The organism is Rhizorhabdus phycosphaerae, from assembly GCF_011044255.1.
In the GTDB taxonomy this organism is placed as follows: domain Bacteria; phylum Pseudomonadota; class Alphaproteobacteria; order Sphingomonadales; family Sphingomonadaceae; genus Rhizorhabdus; species Rhizorhabdus phycosphaerae.
Window position 1 is genome coordinate 661945 of record NZ_CP049107.1, and the last position, 20349, is coordinate 682293.

The window sequence follows — 20349 nt, forward strand, 5'->3', positions numbered from 1 at the left end:
CATATTGCGCAAAGCGTCTCGCAAACCGTCGCCGGAATACCGCAGCGCGGCAACGGGCGCCATTCTCATTTAGGTTTAGCAAGGCTGGATTGCCACAAGCTTTCCAACGCGCATCGCGCCGATGACGATCCGCGACACCTATGGTCGATTGAGCCGGGAGGCGCAGCTTGCTAGGGCCCAACCATGGCTAGACGCGACGAACTCCCCCCGAAGTCCCAACGCAAGCTGGGCGAACTGGCGATGATCTGGCGTTTCGCCACACGCTATCCCGGCCGCATCGCCGCAGCGCTGGCGGCGCTGATCGTGGCAGCCTCGGCGACGCTGGCGATCCCCGGCGGCTTCCGGCTGGTCATCGACAAGGGATTCATTGCCTCCGGCGGCGACGTCGGGCCCTATTTCCGGGGTCTGATGGGGATCGTCCTGGTCCTGGCGCTGGCGACGGCGACCCGCTTCTACTTCGTCTCCTGGCTCGGCGAACGCGTCGTCGCCGACATCCGCACCGGCGTGCAGGCCAATCTGCTCCGCCTGGCTCCCGCCTATTTCGAGGAGAATCGCCCCTCGGAAATCGCGTCCCGGCTGACGGCCGACACCGCGATCATCGAGCAGGTTGTGGGCACCACCATCTCGGTTGCGCTGCGCAATATCTTCCTCGCGATCGGCGGCATCCTCTATCTGTTCGCGCTGGCGCCGAAGCTTGCCGGTATGTTGATGCTCGGCATCCCGCTCGTCATCCTGCCGATCGTCTTCATGGGCCGTCGCCTCCGCCGCCTGTCCCAGACGTCGCAGGACCGCATCGCCGACGTCGGCGCCACCGTGTCCGAGACGCTGCGCGCGATGAAGATCGTCCAGGGGTTCGGACAGGAGCGCCGCGAAGCCGAACGCTTCGGCGAGGTCGTCGAGCAGGGCTTCGGCACCGCGCGTCGTCGCATCACCGTTCGCTCGGTCATGACCGCCATCATCATCGGCCTTATCTTCGGGTCGATCACCCTGGTCATGTGGCAGGGCGCGATCGACGTCGCCAGCGGCCGCCTGTCGGGCGGCTCGATCGCGGCCTTCATCATGACTGGCGGGATCGTCGCAGGCTCCTTCGGCGCGCTGGCGGAGGTCTATGGGGACATTCTCCGTGCCGCCGGCGCGGCATCGCGCCTGTCGGAGTTGCTGACGGCCGAACCCGAGATCAGGGCCCCTGCCAAGCCCATCGCCCTGCCCTCACCGGCGATCGGTCGCCTCGCCTTCGACCATGTGACCTTCCGTTATCCGACCCGGCCTGAGGTGAAGGCGCTCGACGATGTCAGCTTCTCCGTAAAACCCGGTGAAATGGTCGCTGTCGTCGGCCCCTCAGGCGCCGGCAAGTCGACGATCCTTCAGCTCGCGCAGCGCTTCTACGATCCGGAGGGCGGTGCGATCCGGCTGGACGGGGTCGCCCTGCCCGACGCCGATCCGGCCGAGATCCGCCGCCGGCTCGCCGTGGTTCCGCAGGAGACTGTGATCTTCGGCGCGTCGGCCCGCGACAATCTGCGCTACGGCCGCTGGGATGCCGACGATGCGGCGATCTGGGCAGCCGCAGAAGCGGCCAATGCGGCGGGCTTCCTGCGCGAGCTTCCCCAAGGGCTCGATACGTTTCTGGGCGAAGCCGGCGCGCGGCTGTCGGGCGGCCAGCGGCAGCGCATTGCCATCGCCCGCGCCCTGCTACGCGACGCCCGCCTCCTCCTGCTCGACGAGGCGACCTCGGCACTGGACGCCGAGTCCGAGAAGCTCGTTCAGGACGCACTGGAACGCCTGATGGAGGGACGGACGACGATCGTGATCGCCCACCGCCTCGCGACCGTGCGGGCGGCCGACCGAATCCTGGTGATGGACCAGGGCCGCATCGTCGAGGAAGGCGATCATGCCAGCCTCAGCGCACAGGACGGGCTTTATGCCCGGCTCGCCCGGCTGCAGTTCAGCGAAGCCCACGCCTGACAGCCAAAGAAAAGGGCCGCGACGGACTGTCCGTCGCGACCCCTGTTCTTTCCGCAGCGGGCTTAGCGGATCAGGCCTTGAAGCTGCCGTCGAGCATCTTGATGATGGCAGAGAAGTCCTTGCCCGCTCCGCCGAGATTGGCGAAGGCCTGATACAGACTCTCGGCGCTGCTCCCCATCGGGACGCTGGCCCCGACGCTCTGCGCGGCTTCGACCGCCAGCTTGAGATCCTTGAGCATCAGGGCCGAGGCGAAGCCGCCCTCATAGCCATTGTCGGCCGGGGTCTGCGGCCCGACGCCCGGAACCGGGCAATAGCTGGTCATCGACCAGCTCTGACCGCTCGCCTTGGACGAGATGTCGAAGAAGGTCTGGAGATCGAGGCCGAGCTTCTGCGCGAGCGCGAAAGCCTCGCAGGTCGCGACCATCGTCGATCCGAGGATCATGTTGTTGACGATCTTCGCCGCCTGGCCCGAGCCGGGACCGCCGGCGTGAATCACCGCCTTGCCCATCAGCGCGAGAACCGGCTCGGCCCGCGCGAAATGCTCGGCGCTGCCGCCGACCATGAAGGTCAGCGTCCCGCCATTGGCCGCCGCAATACCGCCCGACACGGGAGCATCGACGAAGGCGAGCCCCTTCGCCGTGGCCGCTGCCGCAACCGCGCGGGCGCTGCCCACATCGATCGTCGAGCAGTCCATCAGCAGCGCCGATGCCGGCACGGCCGCGAAGATGTCGTTCTCATAGACCGAACGGACATGCTGGCCGGCCGGCAACATCGTCACGACATAGTCCGCACCCGCAACCGCCTCGGCTGCCGAAGCGACCGGCAGGCAGCCGGCCGCGGCCGCCCGATCGAGCGCGTCCTTCGACAGGTCGAAGGCCCGCACGTCATGCCCCTTCTTGGCAAGGTTGGCGGCCATGCCGCCGCCCATATTGCCGAGCCCGATGAAACCGACCGTCGCCATATGCTTATTTTCCCGTCCAGTTGCCCGGGCGCTTCTCGACGAAGGCGGTCATCCCTTCCGCCTTGTCGTCGGTCGCGCACAGACCGTTGAAGATCCGCCGTTCGAACAGCAGGCCCATGGCGAGCCCGGTTTCGAAAGCAGCGTTGACCATTTCCTTGTTCGCGATGGCGGCGAGCGGCGGCATGCCGGCGATCACCTGCGCCATCTTCAGCGCCTCGTCCATCAGGTCGGCAAGCGGTACGACCTTGCTGACCAGGCCGCCACGCTCGGCCTCGGCCGCGTCCATCATGCGGCCCGTCAGGCACATGTCCATCGCCTTGGACTTGCCGACGGCGCGGGTCAGGCGCTGCGATCCACCCATGCCGGGCGCCACGCCCAGCTTGATCTCGGGCTGGCCGAATTTGGCGTTGTCGGCCGCGATCATGATGTCGGCCATCATCGCCAGCTCGCATCCGCCGCCCAGCGCGAAGCCCGATACGGCCGCGATCCAGGGCTTGCGGGTCGCAGTGACGCGCTCGAAGCCGGCGAAGAAATTCTCCGCATACATTTCGGAGAAGCCCTTGGGCTGCATCTGCTTGATGTCGGCGCCAGCTGCAAAAGCCTTCTCGCTGCCGGTCAGGATCGCGCAGCGCTGCGCAGGGTCGGCGTCATACTTGCCGAACGCGTCGATCAGATCGGCGAGGACCTGCGTGTTCAGCGCATTGAGCGCTTCCGGGCGGTTGAGACGGATGATCGTCACCGGCCCCTGGGTTTCGACGAGGATGGTTTCGTAGGACATGATGTATCCCTTTCAGGCTTGGGGCAGAGGCGACCATGCCTCGGCCGGCGGAAGCGGCGCGAAGACGGCATCGACGACTTCGTCGGCGACGCCCTCGGCGGTGGCCGGGTTCCAGCGCGGTGCATTGTCCTTGTCAACGATCAAGGCGCGAACGCCCTCGACAAAATCGGGATGGCGGATGATGTGCGCGCCCACCGCATATTCCATCGCCATCTCGGCGGCGAAATCCTCGATGCGCGCGGCTTCGGCCAGCAGGCGAAGAACCACCTTGCATGAAAGCGGCGACTTGCCCGACAGCGTCTTGAGGGTCGCCTGTGCCCAATCCGAGCCGTCCGCCGTCAGGGCAGCAAGAATGTCCTCATAGCGCTCGGACGCGAAAAGACGGTCGATCTCGGCCCGATGGTCGAGAATCGGCGCCTCGGGAACCGTGGTCACCGCGCTGCGGAGCGCCGCATCGATCGCCTTGGGATTGGCGAGGATCGCGGTCTTCAGCGCCTCGACGCCTTCGGACGCGACATAATGCGTGCCCAGCGTCAGCGCGAGACATTCGGCCCCGTTAAGCCGCGCGCCGGTCAGGCCGACATATTGGCCCATGCGCCCCGGCATGCGCGACAGATAGCGGCCGCCGCCCACGTCGGTGAACAGGCCGATCCCGGTCTCGGGCATCGCATAGACGGTCCGGTCGGTCACGATGCGGAAGGTGCAGGGCTGCGAGATGCCGACGCCCCCGCCCATGGTGATGCCGTCCATGAAGGCGATGGTAGGCTTCGCATAGGTGAAGAGCAGATGGTTGAGGCGATATTCCTCATGGAAGAAGGCGCGCGCCGCGACACCGTCCTCGGCCGCGCTCTCGGCGATCAGGCGTATATCCCCGCCCGCGCAGAAGCCCCGGCCTTCGGCATGGTCGATCATGACCAGGTCCACCGCATCATCATTGGCCCAGGCGGTCAGCGCCTCGATCATCGTCGTGCAGATGCCGTGGGTCAGCGCGTGAATCGCCTTCGGGCGGTTCAGGCGAATGCGGCCCGTGCGGCCTTCGACGAAGGTGAACACCTCCGGCGGCGTGGACTCGGTCATTGGCGCAGAAGCTCCCGGCTGGTGATGAGGCGCATGATCTCGTTGGTGCCCTCGAGAATGCGGTGAACCCGCAGGTCGCGCCAGAAGCGCTCGATCGGATAATCCTGCAGATAGCCATAGCCACCGTGCAGCTGCAGCGCGCGGTCGACCACGGCCGAGCCGGTGTCGGTCGCGAAGCGCTTGGCCATCGCCGCGAAATGCGTCTTGTCCGGCGCGTTGGCGGTAACCTTCGCCGCCGCCACATAGAGCAGCATGCGGGCGGCCTGAAGCTCGGTCTCCATGTCGGCCAGGGTGAACTGCACCGTCTGGAAGTCGGCGATCGCCTGGCCGAACTGCTTGCGCTCCTTGGTGTAGCGGATCGCCTCGTCGAGCGAGCGCTGCGCTCCGCCGAGCGAGCAGGCGCCGATGTTCAGCCGCCCGCCATCGAGGCCCATCATCGCGATGCGGAAGCCCTCGCCTTCGGCACCCAGGCGGTTGCCCACGGGTACGCGGACGCCGTCGAAATTGACCTGCGCCGTCGGCTGCGAATGCCAGCCCAGCTTCTTTTCCTGCGCGCCGAAGCTGACGCCCGGCATGTCCTTGTCGATGACGAGGCAGGAAATGCCCTTGGGTCCGTCCGCACCCGTGCGGACCATGACGACATAGACCTCATTCTCGCCGCCGCCGGAGATGAAGGCCTTGGAGCCCGAGACGACATAATGGTCGCCATCGAGCACGGCGCGCGTCTTGAGCGCAGCGGCATCGGAGCCCGAACCGGGCTCGGTGAGGCAGTAGGAGGCGATCCGCTCGCACGCGATCAGGTCGGGCAGATAGCTCGCCTTGAGCTCGGCCGATCCGAAGCGGTCGATCATCCACGCCGCCATGTTGTGGATCGAGATGAAGGCCGAGGTGGACGGACAACCATAGGCCATCGCTTCCATGATCAGCGCGGCCTCGAGCCTGCCGAGGCCGATGCCTCCGGACTCCTCGGAGACATAGATGCCCCCGAAACCTAGGGCGGCCGCTGCCTGGATCGTCTCGCGCGGGAAGATGTGCTTCTCGTCCCATTCGGCGGCGAACGGCGTGATCGCGTCGGCGGTGAACTTCTGCGCCATGTCCTGGATGGCGCGCTGGTCTTCCGTCAGGTCGAACTGGTCGGTCATCGAAGGTCGTGGTCCTCTCTTGCCCACAGGCGAACTGGGTCTGCCGGGAAGCAGCGGGGGGCGCCTTGCGCCCTCCCGCCCCTTCGCACGCCGCCGAGGCGGCTCGGTCGCTCCCCAACGAAGGGGAGCGACGTCGTCACCCCATGGTCGGGATGACGAAGGCGCTATCACCGGCGCCGCCGTCGGGCCAGCGCTGGGTCACGGTCTTCACCTTTGTGAAGAACTTGATGCCTTCCATGCCGTGCTGGTTGGTGTCGCCGAAGGCGGACCGCTTCCAGCCACCGAAGGTGTGATAGGCGACCGGCACCGGGATCGGCACGTTGATGCCGACCATGCCCACATTGACGCGCGCCGCGAACTCGCGGGCCGCATGGCCGTTGCGCGTGAAGATGGCGACGCCATTGCCGTACTGATGCTGGCTCGGCAGCGCGAGCGCTTCCTCGAAATTCTTCGCGCGGACGATCTGCAGGACCGGGCCGAAGATTTCTTCCTGGTAGCTCTGCATGCTCGGCTTGACGTGATCGAACAGCGTCGGACCGACGAAGAAGCCCTTCTCATGTCCCTGCAGGGTGAAGCCGCGACCGTCGACGACGAGTTCGGCGCCCTCGTCCACACCCATCTGGATGTAGCTTTCGATCTTCGCCTTGTGCGCGGCGGTCACGACGGGGCCATAATGGGCGTCCTTGTCGGTCGAAACGCCGACACGCAGCGCCTCGATCGCCGGGATCAGCTTGGCGCGGAGCTTTTCGGCGGTGTCGTCACCGACGGGAACCACGACCGGCAGCGCCATGCAGCGCTCGCCGGCCGAGCCGAAGGCCGCGCCAGCGAGGTCGTTGACCACTTGATCGAGATCGGCGTCGGGCATGACGATGCCGTGGTTCTTTGCACCGCCCATCGCCTGGACGCGCTTGCCGGCCGCGACGCCGCGCTGGTAGACATAATGGGCGATGTCGGACGAACCGACGAAGCTGACCGCCTTGATCTCGGGATGGTCGAGGATCGCGTCGACCATCGCCTTGTCACCCTGCACGACCTGCAGGATGCCATCGGGCAGGCCCGCTTCCTTCATCAGCTCGGCAAGACGCACCGGCACCGACGGATCGCGCTCGGACGGCTTCAGAATGAAGGCGTTTCCGACCGCGATCGCGACGCCGAACATCCACATCGGGATCATCGCCGGGAAGTTGAACGGCGTGATGCCGGCGACGATGCCGAGCGGCTGGCGCATCGAATAGACGTCGATGCCGGGGCCGGCGCCGATGGTGAACTCACCCTTCAGGACATGCGGGATGCCGCAGGCGAACTCGATGACTTCCAGACCACGCTGGATGTCGCCCTTGGCGTCGGCAATGACCTTGCCATGTTCGGACGACAGGAGGTGCGCCAGCTCCTCCATATTCTTCTCGATCAGTTCCTTGAACTTGAACATCACGCGGGCGCGGCGCTGCGGATTGGTCATCGCCCAGGCCGGCTGTGCCGCCTGCGCGAGCGCGACGGCCTTTTCGAGATCGTCCGCGCTGCCGAGCGCGACGCGCGCCTGCACGGCGCCGCTGTTGGGATCGAAAATGTCGCTGTAGCGCTCCGCCGGGCTGTTCGAGCCATCGGCGAAGAAATGGGAAACCTCACGCAATTGGGTCGCCATGTTCATCTCTCCTGAAACTGGCGCCGTCTCTCTGCCTCATGCGCGTCCGACGCAAGCCCTTGCCGTGCAGCATAGAGCTGCATAAATGCAGGCCATGCGCTGGGACGACCTTCAATTTTTCCTGTCGCTTGCGCGTACGGGGCTTTTGTCCGCCGCGGCGCGCCAGCTGGACGTCGACGCAACCACTGTCGGCCGACGGATCCGACGCCTGGAAGTCGAGCTGGGCGGCCAGACTTTGTTCGTGCAGGGCCGCGAAGGCCATATGCTGACCGAAGCCGGGCGGCGCCTGCTTACCCGCGTAGAGGCAATGGAACGCGAGGCGGAGGCGATATCCGAAGGCGACGTCGCGGCCGGAGCGCGCGAGTTGCGCGGTCGCCTGCGGATCAGTGCTTCGGAAGGCTTCGGCACCTGGCTGATCGCCCACCATCTTGGCGACTTCGCCGAACGCCACCCGCAGTTGACGATCGATCTTGCCGCCAACAGCGGCTTCCTCGATCCATCCCGGCGGGAAGCCGACGTCGCGATCCTGCTGGCCCGCCCCCAGCGCGGTCCATTGGTAACCAAGAAGCTGACAGACTATCGACTGCGCTTCTACGCCAACCGCGATTATGTCGCGCAGCATGGCGCGATCGAGGATCCTGCCGACCTCGGTGGGCACCGGATGATCGGCTATGTGCCCGATCTGCTCTACTCTCCCGAACTCAACTATCTCGAAGACATCTCTCCGGGGATCGAGGCCCGGCTGCGCTCCTCTTCGATCAACGCGCAGTACCGCATGCTGGCAGCGGGATCGGGCGTCGGCGTGCTCCCCTGCTTCATCGGCGACCGGGATCCCCTGCTGCAGCGTGTCTTGCCGTCGGTCGCCATCACCCGCTCCTTCTGGCTCGTGACCCACCAGGACAGCCGGCGCCTTCCCCGCACCGCACTGTTCGTCGAGTGGTTGTCGGCGATGGTCCAGTCACAGCGATCGAAGCTGCTCGGCGAAGCCGCCTGACGCCGAGCCGGGATCGAAATCCCGAATCGCTCGTTGCAGCAGGACGGGCACAGGGCCCGCTGTACGAGGAGCTCGACATGAACCGCACGACCCTGGCCGCCCTTGTCGCGGTCACTTCCGTACTGACGGCGCCCGCCTTCGCACAAACGACCCCGAACAGGGTCGAACCATCCACCGCATCGCAGTCGAACGCCCCACTGCCGACCGACACGCCTCCCTCCGACAACAGGACCAGCGCGTCCGAACCGACCGCTACGGCTAATCCACAGAGCAGCCTCAAATCTGCTGTCCGCAAGAGTCGCTCTGCCGCCGCCACCTCGATGGTGACGACCGGACCTACTGAGGGCGCTTACCGGCCCAATCCCGGCAGCTGAGCGGCTTCACTGGCTCAGGGCGCAGCCTCTACGTCAGCGCCCCCGCCGCCGTCTCCACCCGTCCGATTGACCACGGCGAATGCGATCAGGACGCTGCCAATAACGCTGAGGAAAAGCACCGCAATCAGCGCGATGCGCTTGGCACGTCTACGGTTTCGGTAACGCTGTACTTTGGATCGCGACATTGAGCCCCCACTCGCCACAGTGGAGGCACCATAGAGCGTCGTCAGCGATATCACCACGTTCGCTTGTGCGCCGAACATGCGGATCGGCGCGGTAACGCCCCGTTCTGATACACTCGCCGTCGATCGGCTTCAGATATGCAGGGCGCGTCCATAGGCGGCGAGGACGCTTTCGTGCATCGCCTCGCTGATGGTCGGGTGCGGGAAGACCGTGTTGATCAGTTCGGCCTCGGTCGTCTCGAGCGTCTTGCCCACGACATAGCCCTGGATCATCTCGGTCACCTCGGCGCCTACCATATGCGCGCCGAGCAGTTCGCCCGTCTTCGCATCGAACACCGTCTTTACGAAGCCTTCCGCCTCGCCCAGCGCGATCGCCTTGCCGTTGCCCACGAAGGGGAACGTCCCGACCTTCACCTCATGCCCCGCCTCGACCGCCTTCGCCTCGGTCAGCCCCACGCTTGCCACCTGCGGGTGGCAATAGGTGCAACCCGGGATGTTCGCCTTGTCCATCGCATGCGGGTGGACGTCCTTGTTGCCCAGCGCCTGTGCGATCGCCTCGGCCGCGATCACGCCCTCATGGCTCGCCTTGTGCGCCAGCCACGGACCCGGCGTCACGTCGCCGATCGCCCAGATACCCGGCACGTTCGTCCGGCACAGCCCGTCGATCGCGATGATCCCGCGCTCCGCCTTCACGCCGACCGCCTCGAGGCCGATGTTCTCGGTGTTCGGTACGATCCCGACCGCCACGATCACATGGCTGAACTCGGCCTCGCTGACCTTGCCGTCCTTCGCCTTGAGCTTCGCCTTCACCCCCGAGCCGGTCACGTCGAGCGCCTCGACCCCCGCCCCGGTCATGATCGTCATGCCCTGCTTCTTCAGCGCCTTCTCCAGGAAGGCCGACACGTCGGCATCCTCGACCGGCACGATCCGATCCATCATCTCGACGACCGTCACCTCGGCGCCCATATCGTTGTAGAAGCTGGCGAACTCGATCCCGATCGCGCCAGAGCCGATCACCAGCAGACGCGCGGGCATCTCGGTCGGCGTCATCGCATGGCGATAGGTCCACACCCGCTTGCCGTCCGCCTTGGCGAAGGGCAGGTCGCGCGCGCGCGCACCCGTCGCGACGATGATGTGCTTGGCCGAGAGCTCGACCTCGCCCTTGTCGCCCTTCACCACGAGCTTGCCCGGCGCCACCAGCCGGCCCTCGCCCATGTGCACGGTGATCTTGTTCTTCTTCATCAGGTGCGTGACGCCCTGGTTCAGCTGCTTGGCAACCCCGCGCGATCGCGCCACCACCGCAGACAGGTCCGCCGAAACCCCGCTCGCCTCCAGCCCGAAGCTCTTGGCATGCTTCATATGGTGGAAGATTTCCGCCGAGCGCAGCAGCGCTTTCGTCGGGATGCACCCCCAGTTCAGGCAGATCCCGCCCAAAAGCTCGCGCTCGACGATCGCAACCTTCAGCCCCAGCTGCGACGCACGGATCGCCGCCACATATCCTCCAGGACCAGATCCAAGAACGATCAGGTCATATGCGTCTGCCATGGAAAATTGCCTCAGCTGGCTGGGGGAAGGAGAAGGCGAATGGAGAGCCCAGAAATCTTCCATCCGGTGTCGCCGAGCGCGAAGGCGAAGCGGTAGCAGGCCTTCACGTCGATCATCGAGCCGTCGATGTTGCGGGCGAAGGCGTGGACATAGCCCTCCGCCTCCGCCCTGGTCGCATCGAACGCCAGAACGGCGAAATTGCTCACATAATGGGCCGCATGCGTCATCGTGGGGAAAGCAGCCGCGAAGAAGCCGCGTATCCCGTCATGCCCGACAAATTCGCCCATGCCGATCCCGGACAGGTCATAGACCGCGTCCGGTGTAAACAGAGCCAATACGCCCTCGATGTCGCCGATCCGGTCGACCGCCCTGCAATAGGCGATGGCGACCGCTTCGAGCGCGCCCCTCTCCTCGACGGAGCAGGGTGTCAAAGCGGTCATCCGATCAGTCCTTCAGCACATAGTCGTTAAGCAGCTCGTGGAAGCGCTGAACGCGCTTTTCCTGGTTCGGCAGCAGGCAGCCCTTGAAGCCGCGCGAGTTGAGGCCCTGCTGCTGGGTCGTGCCGATCGACAGATCCTGGTCGGCGACATAGCCGACCGAGACGCCGTCGCCATAGACGCTGTGCCGCGCGATCGCGTCATGCTGCAGCGGCGCCGTTCCGACGGGGGTCTCGACCTCCTTCATGCCGGGAACCGGCGGATAGAGGCACCAATGCTGGAAAACGCACTTTTCCGGGTCGGTCGGGTGCGGCTCGGTGCGCAGGATCTGGCACTGCTCGGGCGACATGGTGATCGTCAAGTTCGGGAACAGCGTGCAGTGGAAATAATCGACCAGCTGCTGGTCGGACATGTTCACATAATTGGTATAGCCACGCTCGGCGCCCAGCTTGCGCTTGGCCTCGATCACGGCCTGGCGGATCTCCGAGGTCCGCCCCTTATAGTCGGCCGGATCGATCCCCCAGGCCTGCGCCACCGCATCGAGCGGGGTCGGCACATCGCCCGAGGCATAGTCCTTGCGGGTGGTCGCCTGATGCCCCTTCATCCACATCGAGTTATGGCCCGAGGGGTACATCTCGAACAGCGTATCGGGCAGACCGTCATTGATGAAGGTCGCCAGCTCCGGGTGGATCGTCGGGAGGTGATAGCTCTCGTTGAAATTGTCGCGGACGATCTTCCAGTTGAACTCGCACTCCGCCGAGACATTCAGCACGCGGACCCAGTTCTCGAGGCCATAGCCGGCAAGCCGCTCCGGGAACGGCGCGAGCCATTCGTGCAGCGGGGCGACATCGTCGTCCATGCACCAGAAAACGAACGGGCCCCATGTGTCGCAGCGCAGCTCGGTCAGCTTGGTCTTGCCGCAGGGATTGCCCTGCGGGAAATCGTCGGGATCCTGCACGCTGACGAGCGTGCCGTCCGGATCGAACTGCCAGCCATGATAGCCGCATGTGATGCGCGGAGCGCTGGCGACATCGCCGAGGACGAGGCGGTTACCCCGGTGCGGGCAGCTGTTGTAGAACGCCTTGATCGACCCGTCTTCCTGACGGATCATGATCACCGACTCCTTGGCGAAGTTGTGCCGGATGACATCGCCGGGCTCTTCGAGATCGGCGAGGACACCGCCCAGGTGCCAGACCTTGGGCCAGAGATTTTTCATCTCCCGGTCCATCCAGTCCTTCGAGATATAGCGGTCGGCGGTGATCGTATCGCCGCGCACGGGAGGATCGAACTCTTTCGAGTAGCGCGACATCATCTGTTCGGCGGTCATTCCAGCATCCTTCAAATCATGGAGCGGTGGCCGGTCGCCCGGCTTCCGCGTGATTCTCCTCCACGACCGGACCTGCATCCCGATGCGGCACGGCCTCTATCCGCTAACCAAGCTAGGGATGCCACTCCGTCCATGCCACTCGCCATTTGCACAGGCCTTGGCTACCATTCGAGGACGACCCGGTTGATCTGTCCGACGATCCCCGCGGAACAGCGCGGATCGGCATCTTCCGCCAGATGGAAATTGGGGATGCGGCGCAGCCATTCGGCGATCGTGATCGCGACTTCCGCGCGCGCCAGCTCCTGCCCCGGGCACATATGCGGCCCGCTGCCGAAGGCCGAGTGACGGCAGCCCTTGCGGGCGACGTCGACCGTCAGCGAATCCGGGTTAACGGTTTCGTCGAGCCCATGGACCTGTGTCGGGATGCAGATCAGGTCGCCCGCCTTGAGCGATGCACCGTGGAATTCCATGTCGTGGCGCACCGTGCGGGCGATCGTCACCAGGCCGAAACGGCGGAACAGCTCGTTGGTCGCCGCAAGCACCTGCGGGAATTCCAGCCCGGCTAATTCGTGGCGCAGTTCCGGATTCCGGGCCAGGTGGAGCATGGTGAAGCCGAGGAAGTTCACCACCGTGTCGACGCCCGCGATCAGAACCTGCGTCGCGAGCGCGAGCGACTCGTCCACGCTCAACTGGCGGCCGTCGATGTCGGCGGTCACGATGTGGCTGAGCAGATCCTCGCCCGGCGATGCACGCCGCGCATCGAGGATGGGGCCGAGATAATCGAAGAAGCCCTGCTTCGCCTCCTCGAACGGGATCGGCGGGTTGGGTCGGGTCATGCACTCGGCCAGGTAGCGGATGTGACCGGACTCGGCCATCGGCACGCCCACCAGCGCCATGAAGATGCTGATCGGGAAGACCTGGGCATAGGCAGCGGTAAAATCGCAGCGCCCCTGGCCCACGAAGGGTTCGATCAGTTCGATCGCGGTCGCCCGGATCGTCTCGTGCAGGCCCCGGACCTTGGCGAGCGACATGCCCGAGTTGAGCAGCTTCCTATAGGGCCGGTGCTCGGGCGGATCGATCGTCGTCGGGATCAGCTGGTGCAGTTTCCCGACCGACTTCGGGATGACGATGATCTGGTTGGAGAAGCGCTCGTGGTCCGACTGCACTTCCGCCAGGACCGGGCCCGACAGCGCAATCCAATGTCCCTCGTTCTGCGGCGTCCATACGACGGGCGGCGACGCCTGCTGCAAGGTCTTCCACGCCTTGTGAAAATCGTCGACCTGTCCCGGGACATGATAGATGTCGACGTCGACCACGAGGCTCGGGTCGATATGGTCGGGAATGTCGAGTGCGAGCGTCGCCATGATCCTCATCCTCTCACTGGTGCGTCCGCCGGTCGTCCGCCGGCTCTGACGCGGGGTGCCGGTCCGGCACAAATAACAAGCGCCCGGGCCACCGGCCCGGACGCTCTTTCCTTACAGCTTCGGTTCGGGACGGGTGGGATCGTCCTCGAGATACCAGTTCAGCCATTCGTGAAAATATTGATTGCCGCGCTCGTTACGGCCGAAGACGAGGTCGTCATGCGCCCCGGCTTCGAGCCCGCGCTGAATTTCCAGTCCGATCAGATAATCTTCCTTGTAGGTCACATCGCGGAAGAAATCGATCATGGTCTCGACCTGCGCACGGTCCTCCTCGTCGCGGATCGGATCGCGGCGCAGATAGTTCAGAACGGTGCGGTTCTGTTCCGGCGTCGGCCCGGGGAAGAGCTGCGCCACCTGCGTGATCTCCGGCGCGATGAAGGTCGACACGTTGGGGAACATGATCCGGACGAAGTCGAACCCGTTATTCTCCTGCATCCCCCACTGATCGCGCGGAATGTCGCGCAGTGCTTCCGCGATCCGCTTCTGCGGGAAGCCGATGCGGATATTGGGACCGAAGCCTTCATAATGGGTGCAGTTGGACGGCGTGCGCGGAAAGATCGTCTCCGGATGGAGCGAGGCAAAGTGATAGCCTTCGAGATAGCCGTCGAATGCGATCTTCCAGTTGGCCCCCTCGATCACGCGCGAACCCAGATAGGTCCACTTGCCGAAATCGAGTGCCTCATAATCGTCGAGGAAGCCGCGGAAATAACGATCGAGATCCATCGGCGCGTTTGGCGTCAGGCAGACGAAGATCATGCCGCCCTTCTCTTCGCACGGCAGGCGGCGCAAGCCGAGTCCCGCCTTGTCGACATCGCCGAAGGTGCGCGACTCCGCGACCCCGATAAGGCGACCGTCCTGGCCGAAGGTCCAGCCATGATATTTGCACACGAAACGGGGGCAGTTGCCACGGCCTTCGGACGCCACAGGCGCAGAACGATGCGAACAGACGTTCAGGAAGGCGCGAACCTTGCCCTCCTTGTCGCGGCTGATCAGGATCGGCAGCCCAACCGCTTCCATCGCCTTATAATCGCCGGGATTCGGCATTTCGGCGGTGAATGCCAGCATCAGCGGCACTCGCTTGAAGATGAGCTCCATCTCTGCGCGCCACTGATCATGGTCGGTGTAGCTGCGGGTCGGCACCCGCATGGTGTGGTCCGCCTGATAGGTCTTCTTGTTCTCGACATAGTCGAGCATGATTTCGGCAACGTCGCCGATGCGCTGGATACGGTCCACTGTCAGGCTCCTGATTTATAGCTTTTGCCCGCTGTCTCGCGCAGCCTGCCCCGCCCGACAAGCTGGGACAGGTAACAGGTTCCTGATATTTTGAACAATTGGACGGCCGCCGGGGGACGTGGCAGAGCCACATCATGGAAGAGAGGATGGATCCGCCGTGGCACTGGCTCAAATTGCCGGCCCCGCATCAGCAACAATGGGCAGAGGGAGAGGTCTGGGACCGCCGGACGCTGTTCGACCTGGCGGTCGAGCGGGCCGAAGCCGCGCCTGATTTTCCGGCGATCATCGAAGGCGAGCAGCGCTTTACCCGCGCCAGCCTGGTCGCGGATGCAACCGCGCTGGCAGCTGCGCTGCACGCCCGGGGACTCAGGCCGGGCGATGTCGTCGCGTTCCAGGTTCCCAACTGGCACGAAGCAGCAATCATCAATCTGGCCGCCGCCCTTTCGGGTCTCGTGGTGAACCCGATCGTGCCGATCTATCGTGACCATGAGGTCACTCTGATGCTGGGCGACTGCAACGCCTCGGCCTTCTTCGTTGCGAGCAGCTTCCGAAAGTTCGACTACGCCGCCATGGCGGAACGGATCCAGCCGTCCCTGCCGGCGCTGCGCCACGTCTTCACCGTCCGGGGCGAGGGTGCGGACGATTTCGCCGCGCTGCTGCGCGAAGGCCGCACGCTGCCTTTCGAGCGACCCTCCGTCGATCCGCTGGGCGTCAAGATGGTGCTCTACACCTCAGGCACCACGGGGCGCCCCAAGGGCGTGCTCCACAGCCATGTCACCCTGCAGCACATCGTACGCGAGAGCGGCGCCTATTGGGGGCTGAAGGACGGCGAGGCTACGTTGATGCCCTCCCCCGTCACCCATGTGTCCGGCTATGCCAACGGGCTCGAGGCCCCCTTCATCTGCGGCATCAGCACGATCCTGATGGAAAGCTGGAACGCGGATGAAGCGCTGGCTCTCATCGACCGGCACCACGTCGTCGGGACGGTGGCGGCGACGCCCTTTCTCGTCGAGTTGGCCGCCGCCGCACGCGCCGCGGGAAAACGCCTCGAGAGCTTCCGCTTCTTCGCCTGCGGCGGCGCGGCTGTCCCCGCAGAGGTCATTCCCGCCGCCAATGCGGCCTTCGCCAATTGCCACGCCTTCCGCGTCTTCGGCGCGTCCGAGGTCCCGCTCGTCAGCTTCGGCTGGCCCGACGACGAACATCTGGCAGCCACCACCGACGGCTGCATCGTCGACTATAAGGTCCGGATCGTCGACGGGGACGACAATGACCTGCCCGATGGCCAGGAAGGCGAAATCCTCGCGCGCGGGCCGGCGATGCTGCTGGCCTATGCCGACGAGCAGCAGACTGCCGAGGCGATCACCACCGATGGCTATTTCAGGACCGGCGATCTTGGCGTCCGCTCTGCGGAAGGCGCGATCACCATCACGGGCCGCAAGAAGGACCTCATCATTCGGGGTGGAGAAAACATCTCTGCCAAAGAGATAGAGGATGTTCTTCACACCCATCCGGCGGTCCGGGAAGCCAGCGTGGTGGCCATGCCCCACGATCGCCTGGGCGAGGGCGTCTGCGCCTATGTGATTGCGCGAGATATTGTGCCGACGGCTCAGGACCTCGCGGCGCACGTCGCCTCCAGCGGCCTGGCCAAGCAGAAAATTCCGGAGCGCTTCGTGTTCGTCGAGGACTTTCCGCGCACCGCGTCGGGCAAGATCCGCAAGGATCAGTTGCGCGCGGACATCAAGGAAAGGCTGGCAGCCGCCTGATCGGTCGGCTGCCGGCCCTCGCCCGTCAGGCGGCCCCGGTCGCCCGACCGACGCTTGCAGCGATCTCCTCGTTGGTCGGATTTCGGCGCAGCGTCAGGCCTCCGTTCACCTGGAGATTCTCGCCGGTCATGAAGCATTCGTCGCTGGCCAGCCAGACGGCCGCGGCGGCGATATCGTCCGATGTCCCGATCCGGCCGAGCGGATAGCCCGCCAGGAAAGCGTCGTGCAGACCCGGTACCGACATCGCCTCTTCCGTCATCGGGCTTTCGGTGAGGCCCGGCGAGAGCGAGTTGGCGCGGATACCCTCCTTGCCGAACTCGTGCGCGACACAGCGGACGACATGATCGGTCCCGGCCTTGGTGCCCATATAGGCGGCGTGATCGTTGAGCATGATCTTCGCGGTGGCCGAGCTGATCTGGATGATCGAACCGCCCTGCCCACCCATGCTGCGCGCCATCTTGCGGATCATGGCCTGGAAGAAATGATAGGGGCCGACGAATTGCAGCGCCGTCATGCCCAGCAGATCGTCGTGCGTGGTATCGAGGAACGGCTTGAGCAAGCCCCAGCCGGTCGAGTTGATCGCGATGTCGATCCCGCCCATCGCCGCAGCGGCCGCGTCCGCCAGTGCATCGACGCTGGCCGGATCGGTCAGGTCGCATGTGGCCCAGCCGCAGCCGGTTTCGTTCGCGAAGGCTTCCAGAACATCCGCCTTGCGGCCGGCCACGAAAACGGTCGCGCCCTCGGCGATGAAGCGGCGGGCCATGAACTGGCCCATATTGTCGGGGCTGCTAGCCCCGAGGATCAAGGCGCGTTTACCTGCCAGACGTCCCATGGCATCTCTCCTGTCCACAGTTTGACGCGGGGTTATCATGCCGGTGCAGCGGTCCGGCCTGTTCAAAAGGGGAGTGGCCGCGCCACGCTTCGCCCCCGCATGGAAGAGCACACACAGCCATAACGAAGGAGATTAGAGCCATGGATCTGGGGCTGAAAGGCAAGAAAGTCATTCTCACCGGCGGTAGCCGCGGCATCGGGCGGGCCACCGTCGAGCTGTTCGCGGCCGAGGGCGCCGACGTCGCCTTCTGTTCGCGCAACGCCGATCAGGTCGCCGAAACGGTCGAGTCCCTCTCGAAGCACGGTGGCAAGATCGTCGGCGAAGCCTTCGACATGGAATCGGGTCACGACGCCTATCGCGCCTGGCTGTCGGCCGCTGCCGAGAAGCTCGGCGGATGCGACATCTTCGTCCCCATGATCTCGACCTCGGGCGCAGGCGCCACGGGCGATTGGGAAAAGTCGCTGAACTACGACATCATGGGTTCGGTGATCGGTGCCGAAGTGCTTGAGCCGCATCTGGCCAAGTCGGGCGAGGGTTCGATCGTGATCCTGGCCTCGACCGCAGGGCTCGAGACCTTCATCGTTCCCCAGGGCTACAACGCCATCAAGGGCGCGCTGATCGTCTATGCCGGCCAGCTGAGCCAGGCGCTCGGCCCCAAGAACATCCGCGTCAACACGGTTTCGCCCGGCCCGATCAAGTTCAAGGGCGGCAACTGGGAGTTCCTGCAGGGCGCCGCTCCCGAACTGCACGATGCGACCGAGAAGCAGTTCGCTCTCGGCCGCTGGGGTGGACCGGAAGAGGTCGCCAAGACCGTCGTGTTCCTGGCGAGCCCGGCCTCGTCCTACACCACCGGCACCAATGTGGTCGTCGACGGTGGCTTCACCAAGCGCGTCCAGTTCTGATCGCGCGATTCTGACCCGGGAGGCGGCGCCGGCGCATCACATGCGCGTCATGGCGCCGCCATCCACCAGCAGCCCCTGCCCCGTCACGAAGCGCGCATCCTCGCTGCAGAGGAAGGCGATGACGTCGGCAATGTCCTCCGGCTGACCGAGCCGTCCGAGCGCCGCCTTCGCCTCCCAATGGGTGCGGTACTGCGGCATGTCGGTGAACGCCGGCGCCGTCATGGGCGTCTCGATCGCGCCCGGCATCACGCAGTTCACCGTGATGCCACTGCTCCCCAGTTCGCCGGACATGGCCCGCGCCATGCCGAGCACAGCATGTTTCGAGGCAGCATAGGCGACCAGCCCGGCATCACCGAAGGCCGAGGCGACCGACCCGATCATAACGATCCGACCACGCCCACTCGCCTTGAGGTGAGGAAGTGCGTCCCGCACCAGGCGGAAGACCGCTGTGACATTGACCGCCATCGTCCGATCGAAGGCGGCATCATCATGTCCCTTGAGCGGCAGAAAGGCAGAAACGCCCGCGCAGGGCACAATCGCATCGAGCCCGCCGAGCGCCGCTGTCGCCGCCGCGACGATCGCCGCGTTCGCGCCTTCGCCGGTCACGTCCACCGCAAGGTCGACCTCTCCCGCGAGATCCACCGTGAAGACGCTGGCGCCGTCGGCCGCGAGCCGGCGGGCGGTGGCAGCACCGATTCCCGAACCGGCCCCGGTAACGAGCGCCCGCAGCCCCGCAAGCCGCCCGCCGCTCATGCGATCTTCAGCACGAGCTTGCCGGTGTTAGCACCGGAGAACAGACGCATGAACGCCGGATAGGCATTCTCCAGCCCCTCCTGAAGATCCTCATCGATCCGCAGGCGCCCCTCGGCCATCCAGGTCGCCATCTGCGCCCCACCCTCACCGAAGCGCGGGACATAATCGGCGATCAGAAAGCCCTTGATGACAGCGCGCTGGACCAGCACCTGCCACAGATTGCGGATGCCGATCTTCTGCTCGGAATTATATTCGCTGATCAGACCGCACAGAACGATACGCGCGCCCATGGCCAGGTTCATCAGTTCGGCGTCCATCACATCGCCGCCGACATTCTCGAAGATGACGTCGGCGCCATTCGGCGCATGGGTGCGGATTTCCGCCGCCAGAGTTGCGACATCCTTGCCGCGATAGTCGATCGCGACGTCGAAGCCGTAATCCTCCAGAAGACGGCGGCACTTGTCCGGGCCGCCCGCGATTCCGATCACCCGGCAACCGAGGATCTTGCCGATCTGGCCGACCGCCGATCCGACGGCCCCCGCAGCCCCCGAAACGAGCAGGGTCTCACCGGCCTTCGGCTGTCCCGCCTCGATCAGGCCGAAGTAAGCGGTCAGGCCGACCGCACCCATGGCAGACAGATATTTGGAGGGGCTGTCGACGATCGAGACGTCGATCTTGCTGGTGAAGCCGCCCGGCTGGACCACGCTGTAATCCTCGAGCGCGTTCAGGCCCAGCACCCAGTCGCCGGGCTTGAAGTCAGGGTTGGCCGAGGAGTGGACGACACCGACGGTCGAGGCCCGTACCGGCGCACCCAGCGGGATCGGCGGCATGTAACTCGGAGCATCGTCCATCCATCCGCGCTGCGCCGGATCGAGCGATGCATAATGGTTGCGGACGACCAGACCGCCCTGCTCGGGCTCCGGGATGCTTTCCTCGACCAGCGAGAAATCTTCGGGAACGGGGGTGCCATGCGGACGACGGACCAAGAGAAAGCGGCGGTTTCCTGTCATTCTGACCTCTCCAA

At 65.2% G+C, this 20349-nt stretch carries 17 protein-coding genes; 4 read left to right on the forward strand and 13 right to left on the reverse strand.

Annotated features, from left to right (window positions below):
* Window positions 1–183: 183 nt before the first annotated feature.
* Window positions 184–1962 carry an ABC transporter transmembrane domain-containing protein gene (locus G6P88_RS03085; protein ID WP_165321784.1) on the forward strand — a complete coding sequence of 593 codons (1779 nt, stop codon included), beginning with the start codon at window positions 184–186 and terminating at the stop codon, window positions 1960–1962.
* Window positions 1963–2032: 70 nt separating this feature from the next.
* Here the strand turns inward: G6P88_RS03085 and mmsB are convergent, their stop codons facing one another.
* From mmsB to G6P88_RS03110, 5 genes are all read right to left on the reverse strand, one after another.
* Window positions 2033–2923 (reverse strand): 3-hydroxyisobutyrate dehydrogenase, encoded by an 891-nt coding sequence (gene mmsB / locus G6P88_RS03090; RefSeq protein WP_165321785.1) that lies wholly within the window; start codon window positions 2921–2923, stop codon window positions 2033–2035.
* Between the two features lie 4 nt (window positions 2924–2927).
* Window positions 2928–3701 carry an enoyl-CoA hydratase-related protein gene (locus G6P88_RS03095; protein ID WP_165321786.1) on the reverse strand — a complete coding sequence of 258 codons (774 nt, stop codon included), beginning with the start codon at window positions 3699–3701 and terminating at the stop codon, window positions 2928–2930.
* Window positions 3702–3713: 12 nt separating this feature from the next.
* Complete coding sequence (locus G6P88_RS03100) at window positions 3714–4778, reverse strand: enoyl-CoA hydratase/isomerase family protein (protein WP_165321787.1); 1065 nt, start codon at window positions 4776–4778, stop codon at window positions 3714–3716.
* Window positions 4775–5920 (reverse strand): acyl-CoA dehydrogenase family protein, encoded by a 1146-nt coding sequence (locus tag G6P88_RS03105; protein WP_165321788.1) that lies wholly within the window; start codon window positions 5918–5920, stop codon window positions 4775–4777. The genes G6P88_RS03100 and G6P88_RS03105 overlap by 4 nt, the downstream gene beginning before the upstream one ends.
* Before the next feature lie 136 nt (window positions 5921–6056).
* Window positions 6057–7562, reverse strand: a complete 1506-nt coding sequence (locus G6P88_RS03110; RefSeq protein ID WP_226946702.1) for a CoA-acylating methylmalonate-semialdehyde dehydrogenase — start codon at window positions 7560–7562, stop codon at window positions 6057–6059.
* 85 nt (window positions 7563–7647) lie between these two features.
* Between G6P88_RS03110 and G6P88_RS03115 the strand changes: the two genes are divergently transcribed.
* The gene (locus G6P88_RS03115; protein WP_165321789.1) at window positions 7648–8556 is read left to right on the forward strand and encodes a LysR family transcriptional regulator; all 909 of its coding nucleotides are present in this window, start codon (window positions 7648–7650) and stop codon (window positions 8554–8556) included.
* Between the two features lie 688 nt (window positions 8557–9244).
* Here G6P88_RS03115 and lpdA read toward each other — a convergent pair.
* From lpdA to G6P88_RS03140, 5 genes are all read right to left on the reverse strand, one after another.
* Window positions 9245–10657 (reverse strand): dihydrolipoyl dehydrogenase, encoded by a 1413-nt coding sequence (gene lpdA / locus G6P88_RS03120; protein ID WP_165321790.1) that lies wholly within the window; start codon window positions 10655–10657, stop codon window positions 9245–9247.
* An 11-nt stretch (window positions 10658–10668) separates the two neighbouring features.
* A complete protein-coding gene (locus tag G6P88_RS03125; protein ID WP_165321791.1) occupies window positions 10669–11097 on the reverse strand; it encodes a nuclear transport factor 2 family protein in 429 nt (142 codons plus the stop codon).
* Window positions 11098–11101: 4 nt separating this feature from the next.
* Window positions 11102–12421, reverse strand: a complete 1320-nt coding sequence (locus G6P88_RS03130) for an aromatic ring-hydroxylating oxygenase subunit alpha (protein ID WP_165321792.1) — start codon at window positions 12419–12421, stop codon at window positions 11102–11104.
* 161 nt (window positions 12422–12582) lie between these two features.
* Complete coding sequence (locus G6P88_RS03135; protein WP_165321793.1) at window positions 12583–13785, reverse strand: cytochrome P450; 1203 nt, start codon at window positions 13783–13785, stop codon at window positions 12583–12585.
* Window positions 13786–13896: 111 nt separating this feature from the next.
* Window positions 13897–15075, reverse strand: a complete 1179-nt coding sequence (locus tag G6P88_RS03140) for an aromatic ring-hydroxylating oxygenase subunit alpha (protein WP_226946703.1) — start codon at window positions 15073–15075, stop codon at window positions 13897–13899.
* Between the two features lie 134 nt (window positions 15076–15209).
* On the opposite strand from G6P88_RS03140, the gene G6P88_RS03145 reads away from it, so the two are divergent.
* A complete protein-coding gene (locus G6P88_RS03145; RefSeq protein ID WP_165321794.1) occupies window positions 15210–16838 on the forward strand; it encodes an AMP-binding protein in 1629 nt (542 codons plus the stop codon).
* Between the two features lie 25 nt (window positions 16839–16863).
* Here the strand turns inward: G6P88_RS03145 and G6P88_RS03150 are convergent, their stop codons facing one another.
* Complete coding sequence (locus G6P88_RS03150; RefSeq protein WP_165321795.1) at window positions 16864–17670, reverse strand: SDR family NAD(P)-dependent oxidoreductase; 807 nt, start codon at window positions 17668–17670, stop codon at window positions 16864–16866.
* 140 nt (window positions 17671–17810) lie between these two features.
* Here G6P88_RS03150 and G6P88_RS03155 point away from each other — a divergent pair, with 140 nt between their 5' ends.
* Window positions 17811–18572, forward strand: a complete 762-nt coding sequence (locus G6P88_RS03155; protein WP_165321796.1) for an SDR family NAD(P)-dependent oxidoreductase — start codon at window positions 17811–17813, stop codon at window positions 18570–18572.
* A 36-nt stretch (window positions 18573–18608) separates the two neighbouring features.
* Here the strand turns inward: G6P88_RS03155 and G6P88_RS03160 are convergent, their stop codons facing one another.
* Together G6P88_RS03160 and G6P88_RS03165 are read right to left on the reverse strand one after the other, a co-directional pair.
* Window positions 18609–19325 carry an SDR family NAD(P)-dependent oxidoreductase gene (locus G6P88_RS03160; RefSeq protein ID WP_165321797.1) on the reverse strand — a complete coding sequence of 239 codons (717 nt, stop codon included), beginning with the start codon at window positions 19323–19325 and terminating at the stop codon, window positions 18609–18611.
* A complete protein-coding gene (locus G6P88_RS03165; RefSeq protein ID WP_165321798.1) occupies window positions 19322–20335 on the reverse strand; it encodes an NADP-dependent oxidoreductase in 1014 nt (337 codons plus the stop codon). Before G6P88_RS03165 ends, G6P88_RS03160 begins: the two co-directional genes overlap by 4 nt.
* Window positions 20336–20349: the final 14 nt, after the last annotated feature.